Raw genomic sequence first — 21,374 nt, forward strand, 5'->3', positions numbered from 1 at the left:
TTTACAACAAAGTCAATTCTTATTAGAATAATCATATGCGAAGTGTTCTACACACAGACTTTAGGTAGATAAATTCACTTTATCTATTAGCTCCGTTCGTCTATTTTGTATCAGTCGTATAAATGCGTAGCAACACTATTGCTTAGAAGTATTGTGATGTTTCAACATCCTTTAGGGATGTGGTCGAAAATGGTTATAGATTTTTGGTCGCATCCCTTAAGTTTTACAAGAATCAAAACTATCAAAGGTAAAGTTGTATGTTTGGAAATATGAAAGAGCACCTACAACAAGAACTTCAAAATATAAAAGATTCTGGTGTATGGAAAGAAGAAAGAGTCATCACGGAATTAAAGCGAACCAATCTAAAAGTTGATCAAGGAAACTACGTCATCAATTTTTGTGCAAACAATTATCTAGGGCTTGGCGACGATTCAAGGCTCATAGAGGCTGCCAAAGATGGTTTAGATTCATGGGGTTATGGTTTATCATCTGTTCGCTTCATCTGTGGTACCCAATTGATTCATAAAGAGCTCGAAGGTAAAATCGCTTCGTTTCTGGGAATGGATGATTGTATCCTGTACGCATCGTGCTTTGATGCAAATGGTGGTTTATTTGAAACGATATTAACCAAAGAGGACGCTGTTATCAGCGATTCGCTTAACCATGCCTCCATTATTGATGGAATTCGTTTATGCAAAGCACAGCGCTACGTATACAAACATGCCGACATGCAAGACTTAGAGCAACAATTACAACAAGCACAACAACAAAGATTTCGACTTATTGTAACCGACGGCGTATTTTCCATGGATGGAGATATTGCCAAACTTGATCAAATATGTGATTTAGCACAAAAATATGATGCACTTGTCATGATAGACGACTGTCATTCGACAGGGTTTCTCGGTAAAAAAGGCAAGGGAACCCACGAATACAAGAATGTCGAAGGGCGAGTAGACATTATTACAGGTACGTTAGGAAAAGCACTAGGTGGTGCTTCAGGAGGATTTACAGCAGCACGTCAAGAGGTAGTAAGTATGCTGCGTCAAAGATCCCGACCTTACCTTTTTAGTAATTCAGTTCCTCCACCGATTGTTTATTCTGCTATCAAAGTATTGGACCTTATATCATCTTCAACAGAATTGCGCGACCGTTTAGAAGATAACACAAAATACTTTCGTACAAAAATAGTCGATGCCGGTTTTGATGTAAAGCCAGGTGAACATCCTATCATACCCATTATGCTTGGAGATGCGCGTTTGGCAAATCAAATGGCAGATGAACTTTTACAAGTTGGTATTTATGTTATTGGTTTTTCATACCCTGTAGTTCCGAAAAATGAAGCTCGCATTCGTGTACAAATATCCGCTGCGCATACAAAAGAAGAATTAGACAAAGCAATAGATGCTTTTAGCAAAATAGGCAAAAAGTTAAATGTTATATAGATCACTAGAGTTTTACTTGATTTGGAATTGTCATGGAAATACGTAAACAAGAGCCACCCGAATATGGCGAGAGAGTTTTATATAAAGAACTAGAAAGTAATCTTGCCTTAAAAAATCCATTGATAAACGATATCATTTCAGTTCTCGACGACCAAGGTTTTCTGGACGAAGACGACAAGATTTGGGCGAGATTGTGTCTTGATGAAGTTATTGTCAATGCGATCAAACACGGTAACAAAGAATGCAAGGACAAACAGTTTCGCACAGGATTGTATGTTACTGAAAAACAATGGGCAGTACGTGTAGAAGATGAAGGAGAGGGGTTCTCTCCCGATGATGTTCCTGATGTCGAAGATGAAGAAACTTTAGGCTACGATCATGGACGTGGAATTTTGTTAATGAAAAACTACATGGACGAAATCTGGTATTTCAACAATGGAGCCAGCGTACAGCTGATGAGATACAAAAGAAGCAAGTTCAGAAAACTACTAGAGAAAATATTAGTTTTTTTAAAAATTAAATAGGAGCTAAAAATGTCTCAAGGGACACTGAAAATAGAAGAAGAAAAAAACTTTACTATCGTGAGCTTTTTCGACACTGTTATTTTAGATGAAACTAATATAACCACATTCGCCGAAGAACTGGTATCCGTTATAAAAAGTCGACAAAAAATTAACCTAGTTATCGATTTTGCCAATATTGAGTTTCTTTCAAGTGCCGTACTGGGCAAGCTAGTAAAAATTAGAAAAATAGTCAAAAAACAAGGCGGCAAACTAAAACTTTGTGGCCTACGTACCAATTTAATGCAAATATTCAAAGTCACCAAACTCCACAAAGTATTTGATATTGTTGCTGATCGCAAGAAAGCAACTGGTGGTGGTGGTTTTGGCTTATTTGGCTAAAACAACTTCGGATGTTTTCACAACATCACGCCGCGTATTTAACAAATTCCCAAAATTTAGACGTGTCTCCCGTAAAGGCACGTCCACTTTTTTACCTTTGCGCTTGTAAACCCACCTATTTCGCTAGGATAAAAAATGCAGCACTTATTTATTACAGACCCCTTCCAAATTCTTGTTCCAGGCCATGATTCCACTTTAGCGCTAATGAAAAGTGCGCTGAGACACCACCATCGTGTTTTCCAATGTGAAATGAGCGACATATACTGGGATGGTAACCACGTCATTGCCCAAGGAACGTCCATCGAAAATGAAAAGGGTATTTTGGTCGAAAAAAAGCAGCAAGAGTTTAATTTGAATTCCTCTAATTTGCCTGTGGTGTGGATGAGAAAAGATCCTCCAGTAGACAGTGCTTACACCAGAACATGTCAACTACTTCGTCTAGCCACCTGCCCTGTACTCAATAATCCCAATACGCTCATTACATGTGACGAAAAGTTGTTTGCTCTTGAATTTCCACAGTTAACACCAAAAACGTATATTGCTCAACACAAAAAGCAAATAACAAAATTGGTTCAACAACAAAACAAATTAATCGCCAAACCCATAGGGGCAAAAGGTGGTGAAGGCATATTTCTCTTATCCGCAGCAGACAAAAATCTAAGTTCTCTCATCGAAATGATGACACAAAATGGCAAAAATTCTATCATCCTCCAAGAATATCTTCCACAGATCAAAGAGGGGGATAAACGTATATTCTTACTAGATGGTGAACCCCTAGGTGCTGTGCTTAGGTTACCTCAAGATCACGACCATCGTGCAAACATGGCCGCCGGAGGTACTATTGCGAAAACAGGATTAACAGAAAAAGAACAGCAGATTTGTGCAATAATAAAACCAAGACTTTTAGAACTTGGTATGCACATTGTTGGAATCGACACGATTGGGGATAAGTTAACGGAAATCAACGTAACAAGCCCCACTTGTTTAGAAGAAATTGCTGAATTAGATGGAAGCTCACCTGCTTGCGAAATTATTAAATGGTCCGAGAAGTTTTTGCAGTAGGTTTGGCTGATCCCTGGTTTGTACCAGGGATCAATACAACACTTGAATGTCATTCCTACAAGAGCATGAGTCTACCGTGTTGAGTTGACTACTTTAATTGAATGCTTTCGAGTTCTTTTGCATCAGAGAACACCATCCATTTAATGGTACTGTCTATTTTTGCAAAAAGCTTTTTATAATTCTCTAGAGAGTCATCGGCCTTTTGGACGTCGCGTACGCATATAGCAATAATTTGTTTGGGATATTTCTTGGCGATATGCGCGTACACAGTTGCATCCATTTCTCCTGTGTCACCTACAAGGACATACCTTCTTTTTGGAAATCTATCAATAATTTTTTCGATAATGGCCGATTTATATTTGAATTGGTCTGACTTCAAAAATTTAACAATAGAAGAATCTTTGATACGAAATTTTTTCAAGTGAAAACTACCAAAAGGATATTTGGAATCAATAAAGAACTGCTGTAAATCTGGATATAGCTGCCAAGGACTTCCAGAAACATAGTGAAAATTCGCTCCCAATTTTTTCCATTTTTGATATACTTCCGGCATGTTTTTTACCGCTTTAAAGGGGCGTAATAAAGTATTGCGCACTAATTCTTTTTTATTCAACACATTGCTAATTTTAATCGTATCATCAATATCAGAAATCACCGAGACACCTTCTTTGTCGACAATGTGTATTTCCCCGGAAAATTTTCTATCATCACTCTTTTGTTCTGAGACATGATATGGTAGAATACCGCTCTTAATGTACTCCTGTACCTGATTTTTTTTGAACTTTGTCGACAGTGAAAAGTGCCCATTGGCATGCGACTTGGGTAATGTGAGAACTGAACCAGCTATTTGAATCGGTATTTTTTTACCGCCTTCATTATCAGCTAGAAAATAGCGCATGCGCTTTTTAAAAAGTGGATTGTTACGTGTTTCTTTATCGGAAAGTTGAATAGTTTTTATAAACATATTACGAAAGATAGACCTTTCCTCTAGTTCATATATCCATCCGTGGATATCAACGACTAGTTCGTCGTCTTCATAATAGCCATATGTGGGAAAAAATGTTACAGTTTCGTCTTTATTAATGTAACCGGATACAAACAAAAAACTAAATCCTAAAATTAAAGTTGCGATAATCGAATACCATATATATTTCATATTCCCCCCGTGATTTACATAGTTTAGTATCTTTAGAGTTTAATACAAAACTCTCTCCTAGTCAATAAAGGAAGTCACAAGTGAACAAAAATATTTATCACACAGATGTGTTTGCCGATCGCCATATTGGACCAAACGAATCGGACACAAAACAGATGCTTGAAACAGTAGGAGCAGAAAATCTAGAGCAGCTTATTGCGGAAACAATACCAGAACAAATTCGCAGTAACAAAGAATTAGACATTTCACAAGCTCTTAGCGAATATGAATTGGCGGAAAATTTACAGACACTAGCCAAACAAAACAAAGTGTATAAATCGTTTATTGGACTTGGCTATCACCAATGTATCACTCCCGCGGTTATTAGTCGCAATGTATTTGAAAATCCCAATTGGTACACTCAATATACTCCCTACCAAGCAGAAATAGCTCAGGGGAGATTAGAAGCTCTACTCAACTTTCAAACAATGGTTTGCGATTTAACGGGAATGGATATAGCGAACTCTTCATTACTGGATGAAGCGACAGCAGCTGCGGAAGCAATGACGATGTTTTATCGTCAACGCAGTAAAAAGATGAAAAAAAGTGATGCAAACGTATTTTTTGTCTCGGATGAGTGTTTCCCACAAACCATAGATGTCTTAAAAACCAGAGCCACTCCGCTGGGGATAGAACTGCAAATTGGTAATTTTCAAAACTTTAACTTTGACGAAAAGTGTTTTGGCGCCTTGGTGCAGTACACAACATGTGATGGTCAAATACATAACTATCAACCATTTATAGAAAAAGCCCATGAAAACGGAAGTTTAGTTGCTGTGGCAGTGGATCTACTTAGCTTGGTTCTACTTACTCCTCCAGGCGAAATAGGAGCCGATGCCGTTGTGGGTAATTCACAAGTTTTTGGTGTGCCCATGGGGTATGGCGGACCGCACGCGGCGTTTTTTGCCACACACGAAAAATTTAAGCGTAGCATCCCTGGAAGAATTGTGGGTGTTTCCAAAGACAGGCTAGGAAACAATGCCTACCGCCTTGCTCTACAAACTAGAGAGCAGCACATTCGTCGTGAAAAAGCAACTTCCAACATTTGTACTGCGCAAGTCTTGCTTGCTGTCATTGCTAGTATGTATGCCGTGTATCACGGCCCTGATGGACTAAAAAGAATTGCCACAAAAATCCACACTTTAACACAAATACTCGCGGCGCAATTGCAAAAGTTAGGTTTTCGTCAATTAAATACCCATTACTTTAATACTCTGGCAATAGAGGTAACTCCCGAACAAAACGATGCCATCAAAAAAGCTTCTTTGGCACAACAAATGAATTTCAGACATACAGAAAAACTCGTTACAATTGCCATTGACGAAACCACAACTTGTGAACACATACAAACCATTTGTCAGGTCTTCTCTGACAATGCACCAACAATAGATTTTGATAGCTACCAAAGCACAAATGTCCTTCAAGATTTCCATAGAAAGACATCGTTTATGCAACACGAGGCTTTCCATAAATACAAATCGGAAACGGCAATGATGCGCTATCTAAAATCTTTAGAAAACAGAGACCTTTCTTTAACAACATCAATGATTGCTTTGGGCTCTTGCACGATGAAGCTAAATGCCGCCATGGAAATGATTCCCGTTTCGTGGCCAGAATTTGCTCAGATTCACCCATTTGCACCAGAAGAGCAAACCCTCGGGTACCGTGCTCTATTTGAAGAATTAGAGAAAGATCTTTCTGAAATCACTGGTTTCTATGCAACCTCTTTGCAGCCCAACTCGGGCGCTCAAGGTGAATACGCAGGGCTCATGGTCATAAGAGCATACCACATTGCCAACGGAGACACACAACGCAATATAGCACTCATACCATCATCGGCACACGGTACAAATCCCGCTAGTGCTGTCATGGCAGGAATGAAAGTAGTTGTGGTAAAATGTGACGATCTAGGTAACATTGATGTGGATGATCTAGAAAAGAAAGCGATAGAACACAAAGACCATCTCTCCAGTTTGATGATCACTTATCCTTCTACTCACGGGGTTTTTGAAGAAGAAATTCAAAAAATCTGTCAGATTATTCATGACAACGGTGGACAGGTGTATATGGACGGTGCCAATATGAATGCCCAAGTTGGCCTAACAAGCCCCGGCATCATCGGTGCGGATGTCTGTCACTTGAATCTACATAAGACTTTTAGCATCCCTCACGGAGGTGGTGGACCTGGAATGGGACCAATATGTGTCCAAAAACATTTGGCTCCTTATTTACCCGGGCACGTTTTAACTAAGGTAGGAGGAGAAAACCCCATTTCAGCTATTTCAGCGGCTCCTTGGGGAAGCTCCAGTATTCTACTCATTTCGTATGCTTATATCAAAATGATGGGACGCGATGGCCTAAAATTGGCATCGGAATATGCGATACTCAATGCCAATTACCTAAAGAAAAAATTAGAAAATGATTTTAAACTTCTTTATAGCGGCAAGAATGGTCGTGTTGCTCACGAAATGATCATTGATGTGAGAGAGTTTAAAAACACAGCTCATGTCACCGTAGAAGACATCGCAAAGCGACTCATGGACTACAACTACCATGCCCCGACAGTTTCTTTTCCTGTACCCGAAACAATGATGATTGAGCCCACAGAAAGTGAAAATAAAGATGAGTTGGATCAATTTGTAGCGGCATTGTTGAGTATACGTCAAGAAATAAGAGAAATTGCCGAGCAAAAAGTCGATGACAAAAATAATGTATTGAAAAATGCCCCTCATACCGCGTGGGAAGCCATCGCTGGTGAATGGCCTCATCCTTACAGTACAAAGAAGGCTTGTTTCCCTTTGGACTACATTAAGAATAACAAATTTTGGGCGTACGTTTCACGTATTGACAATGTGCAAGGAGACCGCAATCTGATTTGTACTTGTCCTGGTATGGAAGAATATATGGAAGACTAAAGGTTAGCACCTAAATTGTCATTCCGACAAAAGCAGGTATCGATCAATGGAAATAAATTTTCCAAATGTTCCATACCTGCTTTTGTTTACAAAACTCTAGAAAAAGAATAAAGATGGACACAGTACTTGGACTTCGTTGTGTACGATGTGAAAAAGAGTGGTCAGTAGAACAAATACAATACACATGCCCCTCTTGTCAGAACAATTTAGACGTCGTATACGACTATGCAAAAATTGCCCAACGAATTTCCAAAAAAAGTTTACAGGAAAATCGAGACTACAGCATTTGGCGTTATCGATCATTTTACCCTGTGGATAATTTTGAAAATATTCCGTCCCTCCAGATTGGTTGGACCCCCTTGTACAAAAGTAAGAAACAAAACTTGTACATAAAAGACGATGGTCGTAATCCCAGCGCATCTTTCAAAGATCGGGCCAGCGCTATCGCTCTTTTAGACGCCATAAGCAAAAAGTCTCCGCGTATCATGGGAGCCTCCACCGGCAATGCCGGATCATCCATTGCTTGTTTAGGAGCGAGTGCCGATGTACCCATTACCATTCTCGTTCCCAATAGCGCACCTCAGGCGAAGTTAGCACAACTGCTCATTTTTGGAGCGACAGTAGTTCCCATCGACGGCAACTACGACCAAGCTTTTGATCTATGCCAAGAAATTGCACTACATAACAATTGGTACAATCGTAATACAGGATACAACCCTTACACTCGTGAAGGAAAAAAATCCTGTGCCTTTGAAATATGTGAACAATTAAACTGGCAAGCTCCCGACTGGGTTTTTGTTTCCGTTGGCGATGGTAATATTATCAGTGGTATTTGGAAGGGCTTTTACGATTTATACCACTGCAAATTTATTGACAAATTGCCACGGCTTGTGGCAGTACAAAGTTCGAAAAGCAATGCGATACACCAGGCGTTTGTTCATTTCAACAATACCGGTGAAAAAACAATCAAGCAGACAGCAGCGACAACAATTGCCGATAGTATTTCCGTGGATATTCCACGAGATGGACTTGCAGCGCTCAACTCCATCATCGCATCAAAAGGTCTTAGTGTCGAGGTAGATGACAGTGAAATTTTATGCGAAATCCGCAATATCGCTCGCGATTTTGCTGTTTTTGCGGAACCAGCGGGAGCCACGAGTGTGGCCGGTTTCAATAAGCTCGTTGCGCAAAACGTTGTAAAAGAAGAAGAAGTAAGTGTTTGTATTATAACGGGAAACGGATTAAAAGATATATCATCTGCGTTATCCATCGTAAAACGTCCACAACCTATTGCTCCTTGTCGAAGCAAAGTGGAAGAGTACCTACAGAGGAGAAATTAACTTGCACACTATAGAAATTACATATGGAAAAGAACGTATCGAAACGGATGTAATCATTGTTGACTATTTCGAAGAAGAACCTGTTGATTACGGAGAACGATTTCCGGACAACGATCCATATTTCGACATTGTAAAACCTGCCTTTGATAGCGAAGATTTTGCAGGAAAATGGAAACAAACCGTCCTACTATACTCATCTGGTAGACTATTAGAAAAAAGAGTTATGCTCGTCGGCCTAGGAGAACAAAAAGACGTATACCCTTTCAAAATTAAGGTGTCTTTGGCCCATGCATTAAAAAAAATGAACTCTTATCACGAGATCAAAACAGTGTCGGCTTTTATCGATAAAGAGTATAGCGCTGAAAAAGTAAAAGAAATTGCAACATTTCTCGTCGAAGCTGCCTACATGAGCCAGTATCATGCAAAAACCTATAAGAAAGATGAAAAACAATTTACTCCCATCGAGCACCTTCATCTCATCATACCAGACAATATCGATGAAAAAGACATAGAAGACGCCATAAACCAAGGAACCATTATAGGGCAAGGAATTAACGAGGTACGCGATCTAATTAATAAGCCGAGTAATGACGTTACACCAAGTTATTTAGCGAATTATGCTCTGGATCTTGCGGCAAAAAATGACAATATTCAAAGTAAAATATTTCACCAAGATCAACTGCGGCAAATGGGTATGAACGGTATTTTGAGTGTTGGCCAAGGGTCAGAAGAAGAACCCAAACTCGTGATGATGACCTACACGCCAGAGGTCGAACCAGAATACTCCATAGCTTTAGTCGGTAAAGGGATTACTTTCGATGCCGGAGGAATATCACTCAAGCCATCCAGTAACATGTACCTTATGAAGATTGACATGGCGGGTGCGGCGTTAGTTCTTATATTAATGAAAGTCATCTCGCGTCTCAAGTTGCCTGTAAAAGTATTCGGCCTTGTTCCCACTTGTGAAAATATGCCCGGTGGTAACTCTATTAAACCTGGAGATATTATTACTGCTTATGACGGTTCTTCTGTGGAGATTATTGATACCGATGCTGAGGGGCGTTTAATTCTAATGGATGCGTTAGGATACGCGGTTACCCAAAAGCCAAATGTTATTATAGATATTGCGACACTGACAGGAGCGTGTACAGTTGCACTAGGGCGTTACGTCATTGGTGGAATGAGTAACCACGACCCGGTTATGGATATTATGCGCGCTAGTGGTGACTATATGTATGAAAGAGTATGGGAACTACCACTAATGGAAGAATATAAGCTCATGCTAAAAAGCTATTTTGCCGACATTAAAAACTTCGGAGGTAAAGAAGCAGGAGCCATCACCGCAGGTGCGTTTTTAAGCCATTTCGTTGGTGACACACCGTGGATTCATCTTGATATTGCTGGGGTAAGTTGGTTTAACTCTGAAACTTCATTAATGCCTCATGGAGCTACAGGAATCGGCATTCGTCTTATCACCGACTTTATGAGAAGATTATTAAAAGAAGATCGCAATATTTGGGAGAAGAAAACAGCGGATATTCGTCAGACACTATACAAGGAAGATGAAGTACCAAAATACGACAGTTAAAATCTTGTATGGATTTTCAATAGACGACTAGCTGAAACTCCATAAAATTAAAATAAAATTTGTCATTAAGCTCAAAATTTAACATATAGCCTCGTAAGTCTCTTTTTGACATTTTGTTTTTTTTCTGTTACATTTAAGTAAAGATAAAGCCTTTGAGAATTGACAAAAATATGGGTAAGTTATCAACTTCGAAAACACAAACAAAAGCTCAAATACTAAGTAGCACTTAAAAAACGAGCTTTGAACTTACAAAACAATTGGTAACACCCTATCTCAAATCATTTAATAATAATTATCTAAAAGGATTCGACATGTCTGAGGTAGTCAAAGTAATTTTAAAAGATAAAATTGCAAATAAATTAGTCGCCTTAAAGTTAAAAGAGCAAAACAGAATAGGTCGTGCGATTCTTGTTCTCAAAAAGAAATACGAACATCTAAAAGATTTAGATCTAGCCTTATACTACAAAAATGAAGAGCTTGATCTCAATATGAACGTTCAACAATTTATCGCAGACTACAATTATACCGAAAAAAAACGTATTGAAATACGCCAAGTTACACCGGCTGTTGAAGTAAATACTTTTGCAGCGGAAGAAGTACCACCTGCTGCACCTCAAAAGCAACAAGCAGACTACATCGCGATGATGAGCCAAGGAAAAACAAGTTTCCAGCAAGCAATTCTTGAACTTTTTGCCTCTTGTGGAATGATCAGCGGTGACACCAACGATATTTTGGTAAAAGCTCAGCAACTCAATCAACCAATATCACAAGTACTCATCGAAGGAAGATATGTATCTGAGCAAGATTACTTAACTACCATCAACAGTAAACTAGATATACCAACTATTAATGTAAATCATTTAGAAGTTCCCAGTGAAGTTTTGGGCAAAATAAACAAAGATGTTGCCGAACATTGCAGTGCACTCCCTATAAAAGAAGAGGGTGGAGTACTATTTGTTGCCGTTCCTAATCCTTTTGATGTACAAAAGCTACAGGAAATTAGATCTTTAGCAAAGCAACAAATAGAAACTGTTCTCGCACCAGAAAACAGTATACAGCAACGTATACAACAACTCTATGCCAAAAAAGAAGAAAAACTTATCATTGAAAACGGAAGAAGACTCTCCAGTGATGAGTTATCAATGGACAAATGTGATGCACCTACTGTTTGGCAAGATAAAGACGATTTTTTTGCCGACGATGAGCCTCAAAAACCAGAAGGACAAATATGGGATGCCCCTACTCTAGTCACTCGCTCTGGCGAAGATGGCACGCCTGAAATTATGGATGAACAACAACCTTTTGATCTGCATGAAGAAGCTGCCTTTGGTGGTATGGACGAACTCATCCAATCTGCTAACCAAGAAGAGGGACTACAAGCAGGTAGCAGTGATGGATTTTCCATTGATGGTGGAAACCCCATGGGAGATGGCTTTTCTATCGACGCCGATGCTGGTGCAGAAATGGGAGATGGCTTTGAAATAGGTGGTGGCGATGCCACAGATCCTATGAGTGATGGCTTTGCTATAGATGGTGGTGACGATGCCGCAGCTGATCCTATGAGCGATGGTTTTGCCATAGGTGGTGATGATGATGCCGCAGTTGATCCTATGAACGATGGTTTTGCCATAGGTGGTGATGATGCCGCAGCCGATCCTATGAGTGATGGTTTTGCCATAGGTGGTGACGATACCGCCGCGAATCCTATGGACGACGGATTTGCCATCGGAGGTGATAGTCCCGATTCGATGAGCGATGGATTTTCGATAGACGGTGACGATACCGCCGCGAATCCTATGGACGACGGATTTGCCATCGACGGAGGTGATAGTCCTGATTCGATGAGCGACGGATTTTCGATAGACGGTGATGCCAACAGTGCAATGGAAGATGGTTTTTCTCTTGATAGCGATGATAGTGCAAGTGCTGCTGCACCGATGGCCGATGCCGATGGCTTTGATATCGACAGTGACGATGGTACGAATGCCATGGATGAAAATATTGCCACAGATGCAAGCGCTAGCGATACAGAAAGTGGTGGTTTCGACATAGATCAAGAATCACCTTTGGCTGAAACTGGTGAACCCCAAGACGAAGAAACACCAGAGACATCACAAGAAGATACCGCTTCTGACAGTTTGATTGAATCAAGCGAAAGTCAAGTAAGCATGGATGATGAAGCCGAAGCGGAAGACAAAGCAGAAGCTGACAGTCCACAAGAAAGTTCTGCGGAAGCACCACAAGGTGAACTCGCCATTGGGGAAGAAATCCCACTTTACGGTGGCATTAATCCTGAAGAGCTAGAACAAGATTCGAAAGATGAAATTGCCATCAAATCAGAGGCAAATATCGATACACCTGCCGAGGAAGAGCAAAAAAAGACAAAAGCAGACGATCCAGAAATGAATCTTACCGACGAAGAAGAGTTGTTGGAACAAAGTATACGCGACGAGTTTTTAGAATCGCGACATGAACAAGAGGCTGATACGGAAAGTTCCTCGTCTCTGGAACAAGATGCGGAAGAATCTGAAACACAACAAGAAACCCCAGAGCAAGAAGAACCTACACAGCCAGCAGAAGAGCCTGCACCACCACAAGAAAAAAAACAAGCACAACCGCAGCCTGTTGCGCAAGCACAACCAGCTCAACCAGTTGCACAGCCGAAGAAAAAGCTCACCTCGCTGCGACGTAACATTCATGTGAAGCACTACAACAAAATATCTTTATGGAAAACATATCCCATCAACGTAGTTTTTTCCAAAAAGAAAATAAAGATACAATCAGCAGACAATGTCACCCAAGTAAGAGGAAGAATAAGTGTGTCGGCAGACAATCCTACCGTAAAAATTGTTCCTCATGTACCAGGATGCATTGTTTCTTCACAAGAGGTTTATGTTGACTTAAGTGGAGACGTAAAAGCCCAAATATGGATAACCCCTGTCTCCGTAGGAAAAATACAAGATGCGCATCTACAATTTTGGCATGATGGCAAACGTGTATGTCATATAGATTTGGACTTCCAGGTGGTCAAACAGACTTCAGCGAAGTTTTCGATGGCCTGTGCTTTCATTTTTCCAATACTATCTTTAATTCACACAGTTTTTGGTCAACAAATCATCGAAAAATCACCAAAGGTGATGGGTTTTGCCTTACAAAAACTAGATGAATTTGCCCAGCAAACCAACGGAGTATTTAATCTCGGTTTAATTGTGGGTCTTTCCTTCTTAGGTCTTGCAGGAATATTCTACTTACTCAACCGACACAAAAAAGGCCTACCAGTAGACGATAATCTTGAATTAACATATTAATCAGAAAATTACGAACATATCGCTACTAAAAAATGTAAACGTGGACGTTGTTGTTACAATAGCGTTCACGTTTACGTTCATGTTATGTGCTGTGCTAAACTATTGTAAAAAAGGCTATGCATCAGTGGTAGCCATTGCACTCAATTTTGTTTCAACCTATTTTATGGAATTTGCAGATGAGTCATGAATTAATTGGTTCATACTTGGGGAAGTATAAAATCATTTCACTGATTGAAGCCAATAATTCCAGCATTACTTTTCATGCTTTTGATACAGAAAACGATACCAAAAAGATGGTCATTGTTTTCAAAGAAGGTTATGTCAAAACCGAAAAACAAAAACAGGCGCTGTACAAAGTTCTTCTGAGCACAACAAAATGGTCGCACCCCAATATTATAACGCCTGAAGAGGTGAGCTATGAAAAGAATACTTTTTATGCTGGCTTTCCCATGTATGAACAATCTCTAGCTGATGCTTGCCAAAAATCTGGTGTGATTACAACAATAAAAGCTCTTGAAATCGCAAAACAAATTGGACAAGCTTTGCTCTACGCACACGAAAAGAACGTTCTACATATAAACATAAGTCCTTTTTCCGTATTCACCGAAAACAATGAAAATGTTAAGGTGATGGGCTTCGGTTTTATACCAGATGTTGATTTTTGGATCAACAGCGATATTATTGATTGCCCTTTTTACAGTGCTCCTGAGCTTGTCATGGAAAACAAAGTTTCTCCTGCCAGTGATTTATATTCGCTTGGAACATCTCTTTTTCACTTGCTAAGTGGCCTAATGCCATTTGAAGGCGAAACAACAGAAGCTATTTTTAAACAAATTGCATTTTCCGCAACCCCAGAAATACAAAAGCATCGTCCGAATATTTCCTCTTCAATGAACGACCTAATCAAAAAATTGATGGAGAAAAAGCCACAAGATCGTTTTGCCTCGGTGACAGACTTCTTAAAAGAGATACAAAGTATTTCTTCGGGAAACAGGAAGACAGGAAACAAAAATGTCGAAGATGTATTTCTTGCCTATGTAAATCGAAGTCAAATACCCGATGAACAAATCGTCAATATTTTAGAAACGATATCACATCAAAGAAATGTAAAGACCCAAGCAAGAACTTTAATGGAACGCATTGCTATTCAGGAACTATCGGAAAAATTAAATTGCAATACCAAAGTAATCGAAGCGATAAAGAATAGCCCAAAGATCATCGACAACCCTCGGGAATGGATCAAAAAACGCACCCCAGTACCCGAAACAAATTCAACACCGGAAAATATGACATCGGCCCCCACAAAAGTTCTACCAAAATCACCAAAATCAGCGCCAGCGCCAACACCAATGCCAGAGTCAAACGCGGCAGTTTCAGAGCCATCGCAAACTCAAAGAACACGTATCATAAAATCAGGTAACACCAGCGAATACATGAATATGATGGCCAATATAAATTCGAATAAAAAACCAGAGCTGAAGAAGACGAAAACAAATCTGACACGCAACATTGATTTTGAAACATTCAAGCAGTCGCGGAAGACCCAAACCCCCATACGTCAGGCACAAGGTCATCAAACTCCTATACGCAATATGCAACCACAAAAAGCGTTTACTCCGGTTCTACCACCGATGCAAAAAATGGTCACGAAACCCACAGAAACGTTTAAACCACCCACAGAAACGTTTAAACCACCCACATTAGAACCATCATCTCCCGTAAAAAGCATTTTTAAACAAACAATAAAATTGTTGTTATTAGCATTTTTAGGTATTGTCATTGTTGCCGCTATTTATATATTTTTATCTCCCTATTTACAGCAAGAACTCAAAAAATGGATTTTTAATAATTAGGTAATTTATGCAAAACGTCAAAGGATTTCAACTACTACAAAAAATTGGAGAAGGTGCGACAAGTATTGTTTTTAAAGCCGTTCAAACAAGTATGGGAAGAAATGTAGCGGTAAAAATACTCCGTCCTGAATTGGCAAAAAATTTTGAAATACAACAACGATTTGTATCAGAAGCCAAGGCGGTAGCAAAACTTTCTCATCGCAATATTATCAAAGGAATAAATGTCGGACGTACCGCCAATAACCTCATTTATTTTGTCATGGAATATGTCGATGGTGATACGGGATTACAACTCATCCGCAAAAACAAAAAATTACCAGAAAAACAAGTTATTTCCATTACAAAGCAAATGGCTCTTGCCTTAGAGCACGCCCACAAACACAAAATGTTACACAAAGACATCAAGCCAGAGAATATCATGGTTACGAAAACAGGTTGTGCCAAACTATGTGATCTTGGTTTAGCGGCAGCGCAACTTGACGGTTCAAAAATTACAGGAACACCTTACTACATATCTCCGGAACAAGCACGAGGTGAGGCCGATATAGATATACGCAGCGATATCTATTCTCTTGGGATTACCGCTTACCATTTCGCTACGGGAAAAGTACCTTTTGGTGGTACCCCTACTGTTGTTATGTCAAAACATCTAACACAAAAAGTACGCCATCCGAAAGACCTTGTTCCTGAGCTTTCAGATTCTTTATGCAATATTATTATGAAAATGGTAAAAAAAGACCCTGATGGCCGTTATCAAAATCCCACACAACTTGCTGCGGCTCTCACAAAACTGCGATAAGGATAAATCCATGCAACAAATATTTTCTCCCGTATCTTTCGGACGCCTAAAATTGCGCAACCGCATCGCCATGGCCCCGATGACCAGGCGCAAAGCCAAAAAAGATGGTATTCCTACCCCTGAAATCATTGAGTATTATCGTCGTCGTGCGCAAGGTGAAGTGGGGTTGATTATTAGTGAAGGTACAGGAATTGATAGCTTTCATGCTTATGATACTCTCACCGTTCCACGTTTCGAAAGCGATGAGCAACTCGAAGGCTGGAAAAAAGTAGTTGATGCAATCCACGAAGAAGGTAGCGCTTTTGCTCCACAACTTTGGCATACCGGCCGTTACGCGCACAATCCTATCGGACCTAGTGCATGCGAAATGCCTCCCAAAGCCGATGGAACTTCGCGTCCTTCTGTACAGGAAATGAATGAACACCATTTTGCGCAAGTTATCAACGCTTACATTGAAGCGGCAAAAAATGCAGAAGCCATTGGTTGCGATGCCATTGAAATTCACGGTGCCCACGGCTACCTCCTAGATTCTTTTGTGAGTCCTGTGACCAACAAGCGTCAAGATCAATATGGCGGTAGTCTGGAGAATCGTATACGCTTTCCCATCGAAGTAGCCACTGCAGTGCGTGGAGCCGTCTCTGAAGACTTTCCCATTATTTACCGCTTTAGCCAATGGCAACTCGCGGACTACAACCAAATCAAATTCTCCAATCCACAACAACTAGAGCTGTGGGTCACTGCGCTCAAGAATGCAGGAGTAGATATTCTACATGTCAGCACATACGACGCCACCGTTCCTGGTTTTCCAGAAGTAGATTCCCATAAAACGTTGTGCGGTTGGGCACGAGAATTATCGGGTTTACCATGTATTGCGGTAGGAAAAGTAACCGTAAGTCTTACTTTCAATAATGCATACGGGGAAGAACAAGATCAAGTCGCTTCTCCGCAACCCGCCTTCGATTTAGTAGAAAATAACGAAGCAGACCTCATTGCTGTAGGACGCGCCCTTATTGCGAACCCCAACTGGGTACAAATAGTAAAACGCGGTGAGTGGCAACAACTCCGTCCTTTTCACAAAGATTTATTAAAAGACCTTGTATAGGAAAACAAACATGTGGATGATTTATGGCGCAAATGGTTACTCAGGACATCTCATCGCTCGTATGGCAGTAGACCAAGGAATGAAACCCATCATTGCCGGGCGCAATGTTGAACAGTTGACAAAAATTTCCACAGAACTATCACTGGAAAAGCGTATATTCTCGCTAGATGATGTCGATAAAATCGTGGAAAATATACAAGATATCGATGTGGTCCTGCATTGTGCTGGCCCATTTTCACGTACCGCTTCGCCCATGGTAGAAGCTTGTCTAAAAAGTAAAACGCACTATTTAGACATTACCGGTGAAATGGGAGTATTCGCCAGCGTACAACAACAAGATGACGCGGCAAAACAGCAACAAATTATGTTAATGCCTGGGGTAGGCTTTGATGTTGTTCCCACGGACTGTATGGCTGCACATCTCAAAAAACGCCTACCAACAGCCACACACCTTGCTCTAGCTTTTCAGGGATCGGGGGGAATTTCACATGGTACAGCAACCACCATGGCCGAAAATGCTGGTAACGGTGGCTGTGTTCGCCGCGACGGTAAACTCGTAAAAGTAAAGTCGGCGTGGAAAACACGCAGTATCGATTTTGGCTATGGCAAAACAAAAGCAATCACTATACCATGGGGCGATGTTTTTACTGCTTACTACAGTACGAATATACCCAACATCGAAGTATACATGGCGGCTCCTTTTGCCATGCGTTTTGGTGCCAAAGCCACGAGACGTTTAGGTTTTTTATTGAGTAGCTCTCCTGTACAAAATTACCTGAAAAAACGTATCAAAGCGCAACCAGCAGGACCAAGTGATCAAGAGCGCATGCGCGGAAGATGTTTGGTATGGGGCGAAGTAAAAGACGGAGAAAAAACATTAACTTCAATACTTGAAGGACCAGAAGGATACACCTTTACGGCAATCGCGGCGCTCAAAATCGTACAAAAAGTTCTGGAGGGAGAAATCAAAGCTGGTTTCCAAACTCCTTCTCTCGTTTATGGAAGTAGCCTAGTAGAATCCTGCGAAGGTGTTGTTCTAAAGGACGTGTAATGGTTGACTACACACAGGAATTTAAACAAAATACGCAACAAGATCCAAAACAGAGTGCACAGCAAAATAAAAGCTCACCAGCACAACCTCTCGCCAAGACCGAGCTACAACAGATCGTAGAACACGGTAAGGCGCAATGGCAAATAAAAAACAAATGGTGGTTCTATACAGAGCTTCTTTTACTACGAATTATATATCTAGCCTTCTATATTTGTTTTGTTACGGTAATGGCTTTTTTCCTGGACTGTTACGAGCTAATATTTATTATCGCCTTCACTTTTATCGTTACCGCAAATATGAAACTTCTTTCCTATTTAGTAGGAAACCACACGGTTCTCGATTCCATTCCTCTCGTAGGACATACATTGAGGATTTTTCGCAAACTATATATCTTTTACTTTACCCACAAACCTCCGGCATTTATATACTACACTTTTTATTTTCCGTTGGCTTTTATCACAGCCCTTTTCTCCTTCCGCGTACGCGAAGAATTAAAACTTTATTGCCAAATAGTTTACGGGATAACGCTTTTGTTTATCGCCAAAGTAGCCATTTACTACTTTAGTATTTTCCCTCCATATCTCTCCGTAGAAGACGCGTTTGTATACCTTTTTGTGCAAATTGTCATGACAACCATCATCACCTTGGCGTTTGTTTCTCCGGTGATCTCGACTTCTTTCGTTCTCCATTTTACAGGGCATCGTACCATCTTAAAATTTATCAATGGACTACTTTTACTATTGTTACTCCTTTTTTCTGTGGTGTGCATTGACTTGTCGAATGATGAATATCATGCCTCTTTTTTGGCAGAGCAAACATTAAAAATGCGTATGGAAAAATCGGCTTTCCGCCGCGATTTGACAGAACAAACCACAGAGTTTTCTAAAAAAGAATTTCCGCAAATAAATGCCGCGGACATGATATTTACCGACTTACGCTGGTCAAAAAAGTACCGAAAACATATCGAAAAACTACTTGCCACCAGTGAAAAACGAGCATTTTCTGCCATTATTATCACTGACAGTGACAAACAAAATTGGCTATTTATTTGCTGTAGAGTTCAACAGGATGCATATTTATTATATGCATGCGACACCAAAAAAAATGTATATACTTCCTGGAGACAATTACCCGAAGCTATCCAACAAAAATTTACCGTGGAGCCGATTGCCGATCCGTCGCAACCATCGATCATTAGCGATTTTTCATTAATTGATGAATCTCCTCTAACTTCGACTCATTAATCACACAAACAAGAGAGGAAAACACATGTTTAAAAGATGTTTTTTGAGTGTATTTATCATTGCCGCAATGCTAATTGCGGACCAAGACCAAGTCCAAATCGAACTACAAATCACCTATAATAGTCCCGCAGAATACGGAACTCCTAACTGTAAAGTCTCGTTGAAAAACCAAACACAAACTGTTCAAGTAAAAGATGGGGACATGGTCAACGCAGGTAAATATATTATTTCATTAGAATCCAAAGGATACCAAAATCACAGTGACGAAATCTCCATCACAAAAGACAACCACAAGTTTGTATTTGCTTATCAATTTATTGCCGTAAAACGCAAAATTTCTAATAAAATCATCTCTTCGGTAACTGGAAAAGTCATCACTCCTGACACAATTACCGTCAATGATAAACCTTTAACGAAAGATCTAGAATTACTACCCGGCCAGTACGACTTCGCTATTACCAAAAAAGGCTACATGCCCATGCGCAAAATCATCACCATACTTGCCTCTGACAAAGAATTTGTTCTCGAACAAAAACTAAAGGCATATGGTCCATCCACCGAAAAGCCCAAAGATCTTTCGCATGCACATGTGGTGCTAAAACTAGTTAGTGATTTCAACCGAAAGCCGATAACACCAGACAGTAGTACTTTAGACGGCAAACCATTTGTCAAGAAAAAAGAAAACGCGGAAATTCGCACAAAAAACACCAATCCAACACTTGAAATCAAAAAGCGCGGTTACTACTCCATCATCGAATATTTACGTGTTCACCGCGGAGAAAAAAACGTTATTGTTCGAAATCTAGTGAGTAAACCGCGTAAATTCCAAGTAAACATTGTATCTAGTAGTGGAAAAAGCCTTACTCCACAACAACTAAAACTAGGAAAACAAGATATTCGCTACGCGCAACACATCAAACCAGGAAAATACGAATTTTACGCTTCTATTGAGGGTTATCAACCGATCAAAAAGAACATTGAAGTGATACCTGACGAAAAACCATATGTTATTCATGAAGTGATGCAAGCAGTGGAAACCACAAAGAAGAAATAACTTTGTCCGACGTATCCAACGCGAATAGGTCTAACTATTCGCGTTTTGTTTTCTCAACGGCACTCAACTTAAAACCACGCGGCATTAACTCTGAGATACTTTCTACGGTTATTTTTTGAGAAAACACATTGATTGTAATCACCTCTATATCCATTCCGAATTCAAAAATCACTTGGCGGCAAGCTCCACAAGGGCTAGGAGAACCTTCTTCACAAGATAGAGCGATACAAATTGCCTTAAACTTCTTTTTGCCTTCCGCAATGGCATTAAAAATAGCCACTCTTTCTGCGCAACAAGTAAGACCAAAAGAAGCATTCTCTATATTACATCCTGTGTATATTGAGCCATCTTCGCATAATAGAGCAGCTCCTACCTTAAATTGAGAATAGGGTGCATATGCTTTTTCCCGTGCTAAAGTCGCTCTTTTAATCAACTCTTCCTGATACTTCATAATCTCTCTCTAATGTTTGTTAACTTTGAGAATAGGCTTAATCCTCTACCTTCGTTTGATTCCGT

The 21,374-nt window shown here is 40.1% G+C and carries 16 protein-coding genes; 14 read left to right on the top strand and 2 right to left on the bottom strand.

The genetic code is table 11. From position 1 onward, the window contains the following. Nucleotides 1–257 precede the first annotated feature (257 nt). The 4 genes from kbl to gshB all read left to right on the top strand — a co-directional run bounded on the left by kbl (nt 258) and on the right by gshB (nt 3,409). Nucleotides 258–1,445, top strand: coding sequence for a glycine C-acetyltransferase (gene kbl / locus UABAM_RS07195; protein WP_151967320.1), 1,188 nt, complete (start codon nt 258–260; stop codon nt 1,443–1,445). Between the two features lie 32 nt (nt 1,446–1,477). Further along, nucleotides 1,478–1,969 carry an ATP-binding protein gene (locus tag UABAM_RS07200; protein ID WP_151967321.1) on the top strand — a complete coding sequence of 164 codons (492 nt, stop codon included), beginning with the start codon at nt 1,478–1,480 and terminating at the stop codon, nt 1,967–1,969. 9 nt (nt 1,970–1,978) lie between these two features. Beyond that, nucleotides 1,979–2,347 carry an STAS domain-containing protein gene (locus UABAM_RS07205; RefSeq protein WP_151967322.1) on the top strand — a complete coding sequence of 123 codons (369 nt, stop codon included), beginning with the start codon at nt 1,979–1,981 and terminating at the stop codon, nt 2,345–2,347. A 135-nt stretch (nt 2,348–2,482) separates the two neighbouring features. Continuing rightward, the gene (gene gshB, locus UABAM_RS07210; RefSeq protein WP_151967323.1) at nt 2,483–3,409 is read left to right on the top strand and encodes a glutathione synthase; all 927 of its coding nucleotides are present in this window, start codon (nt 2,483–2,485) and stop codon (nt 3,407–3,409) included. An 88-nt stretch (nt 3,410–3,497) separates the two neighbouring features. Here gshB and UABAM_RS07215 read toward each other — a convergent pair whose 3' ends face one another. After that, nucleotides 3,498–4,565 carry a phosphatidate phosphatase App1 family protein gene (locus tag UABAM_RS07215; protein ID WP_151967324.1) on the bottom strand — a complete coding sequence of 356 codons (1,068 nt, stop codon included), beginning with the start codon at nt 4,563–4,565 and terminating at the stop codon, nt 3,498–3,500. An 80-nt stretch (nt 4,566–4,645) separates the two neighbouring features. On the opposite strand from UABAM_RS07215, the gene gcvP reads away from it, so the two are divergent. From gcvP to UABAM_RS07265, 10 genes are all read left to right on the top strand, one after another. Further along, complete coding sequence (gene gcvP / locus UABAM_RS07220; RefSeq protein ID WP_151967325.1) at nt 4,646–7,519, top strand: aminomethyl-transferring glycine dehydrogenase; 2,874 nt, start codon at nt 4,646–4,648, stop codon at nt 7,517–7,519. Between the two features lie 113 nt (nt 7,520–7,632). Continuing rightward, nucleotides 7,633–8,859: a threonine synthase gene (gene thrC / locus UABAM_RS07225; protein ID WP_173013174.1), complete on the top strand. Its 1,227-nt coding sequence runs from the start codon at nt 7,633–7,635 to the stop codon at nt 8,857–8,859. Nucleotide 8,860: 1 nt separating this feature from the next. Continuing rightward, nucleotides 8,861–10,447, top strand: coding sequence for a leucyl aminopeptidase (locus UABAM_RS07230; protein ID WP_173013175.1), 1,587 nt, complete (start codon nt 8,861–8,863; stop codon nt 10,445–10,447). A 311-nt stretch (nt 10,448–10,758) separates the two neighbouring features. Beyond that, complete coding sequence (locus tag UABAM_RS07235) at nt 10,759–13,755, top strand: GspE/PulE/PilB domain-containing protein (protein ID WP_151967328.1); 2,997 nt, start codon at nt 10,759–10,761, stop codon at nt 13,753–13,755. A gap of 176 nt (nt 13,756–13,931) precedes the next feature. Further along, complete coding sequence (locus UABAM_RS07240; protein ID WP_151967329.1) at nt 13,932–15,608, top strand: serine/threonine-protein kinase; 1,677 nt, start codon at nt 13,932–13,934, stop codon at nt 15,606–15,608. Nucleotides 15,609–15,615: 7 nt separating this feature from the next. Further along, nucleotides 15,616–16,407 carry a serine/threonine-protein kinase gene (locus UABAM_RS07245; RefSeq protein WP_151967330.1) on the top strand — a complete coding sequence of 264 codons (792 nt, stop codon included), beginning with the start codon at nt 15,616–15,618 and terminating at the stop codon, nt 16,405–16,407. A 10-nt stretch (nt 16,408–16,417) separates the two neighbouring features. Beyond that, the gene (locus tag UABAM_RS07250; protein WP_173013176.1) at nt 16,418–17,509 is read left to right on the top strand and encodes an oxidoreductase; all 1,092 of its coding nucleotides are present in this window, start codon (nt 16,418–16,420) and stop codon (nt 17,507–17,509) included. 10 nt (nt 17,510–17,519) lie between these two features. Then, complete coding sequence (locus UABAM_RS07255) at nt 17,520–18,560, top strand: saccharopine dehydrogenase family protein (protein WP_151967332.1); 1,041 nt, start codon at nt 17,520–17,522, stop codon at nt 18,558–18,560. Next, nucleotides 18,560–19,804 (top strand): hypothetical protein, encoded by a 1,245-nt coding sequence (locus UABAM_RS07260; RefSeq protein WP_151967333.1) that lies wholly within the window; start codon nt 18,560–18,562, stop codon nt 19,802–19,804. The genes UABAM_RS07255 and UABAM_RS07260 overlap by 1 nt, the downstream gene beginning before the upstream one ends. A gap of 25 nt (nt 19,805–19,829) precedes the next feature. Beyond that, nucleotides 19,830–20,858, top strand: a complete 1,029-nt coding sequence (locus UABAM_RS07265) for a hypothetical protein (RefSeq protein ID WP_151967334.1) — start codon at nt 19,830–19,832, stop codon at nt 20,856–20,858. Between the two features lie 34 nt (nt 20,859–20,892). Here the strand turns inward: UABAM_RS07265 and cdd are convergent, their stop codons facing one another. Further along, nucleotides 20,893–21,309 (bottom strand): cytidine deaminase, encoded by a 417-nt coding sequence (gene cdd, locus UABAM_RS07270; protein WP_151967335.1) that lies wholly within the window; start codon nt 21,307–21,309, stop codon nt 20,893–20,895. Nucleotides 21,310–21,374 lie beyond the last annotated feature (65 nt).

It is taken from the genome of Candidatus Uabimicrobium amorphum, assembly GCF_009002475.1.
In the GTDB taxonomy this organism is placed as follows: Bacteria; Planctomycetota; Uabimicrobiia; order Uabimicrobiales; family Uabimicrobiaceae; genus Uabimicrobium; species Uabimicrobium amorphum.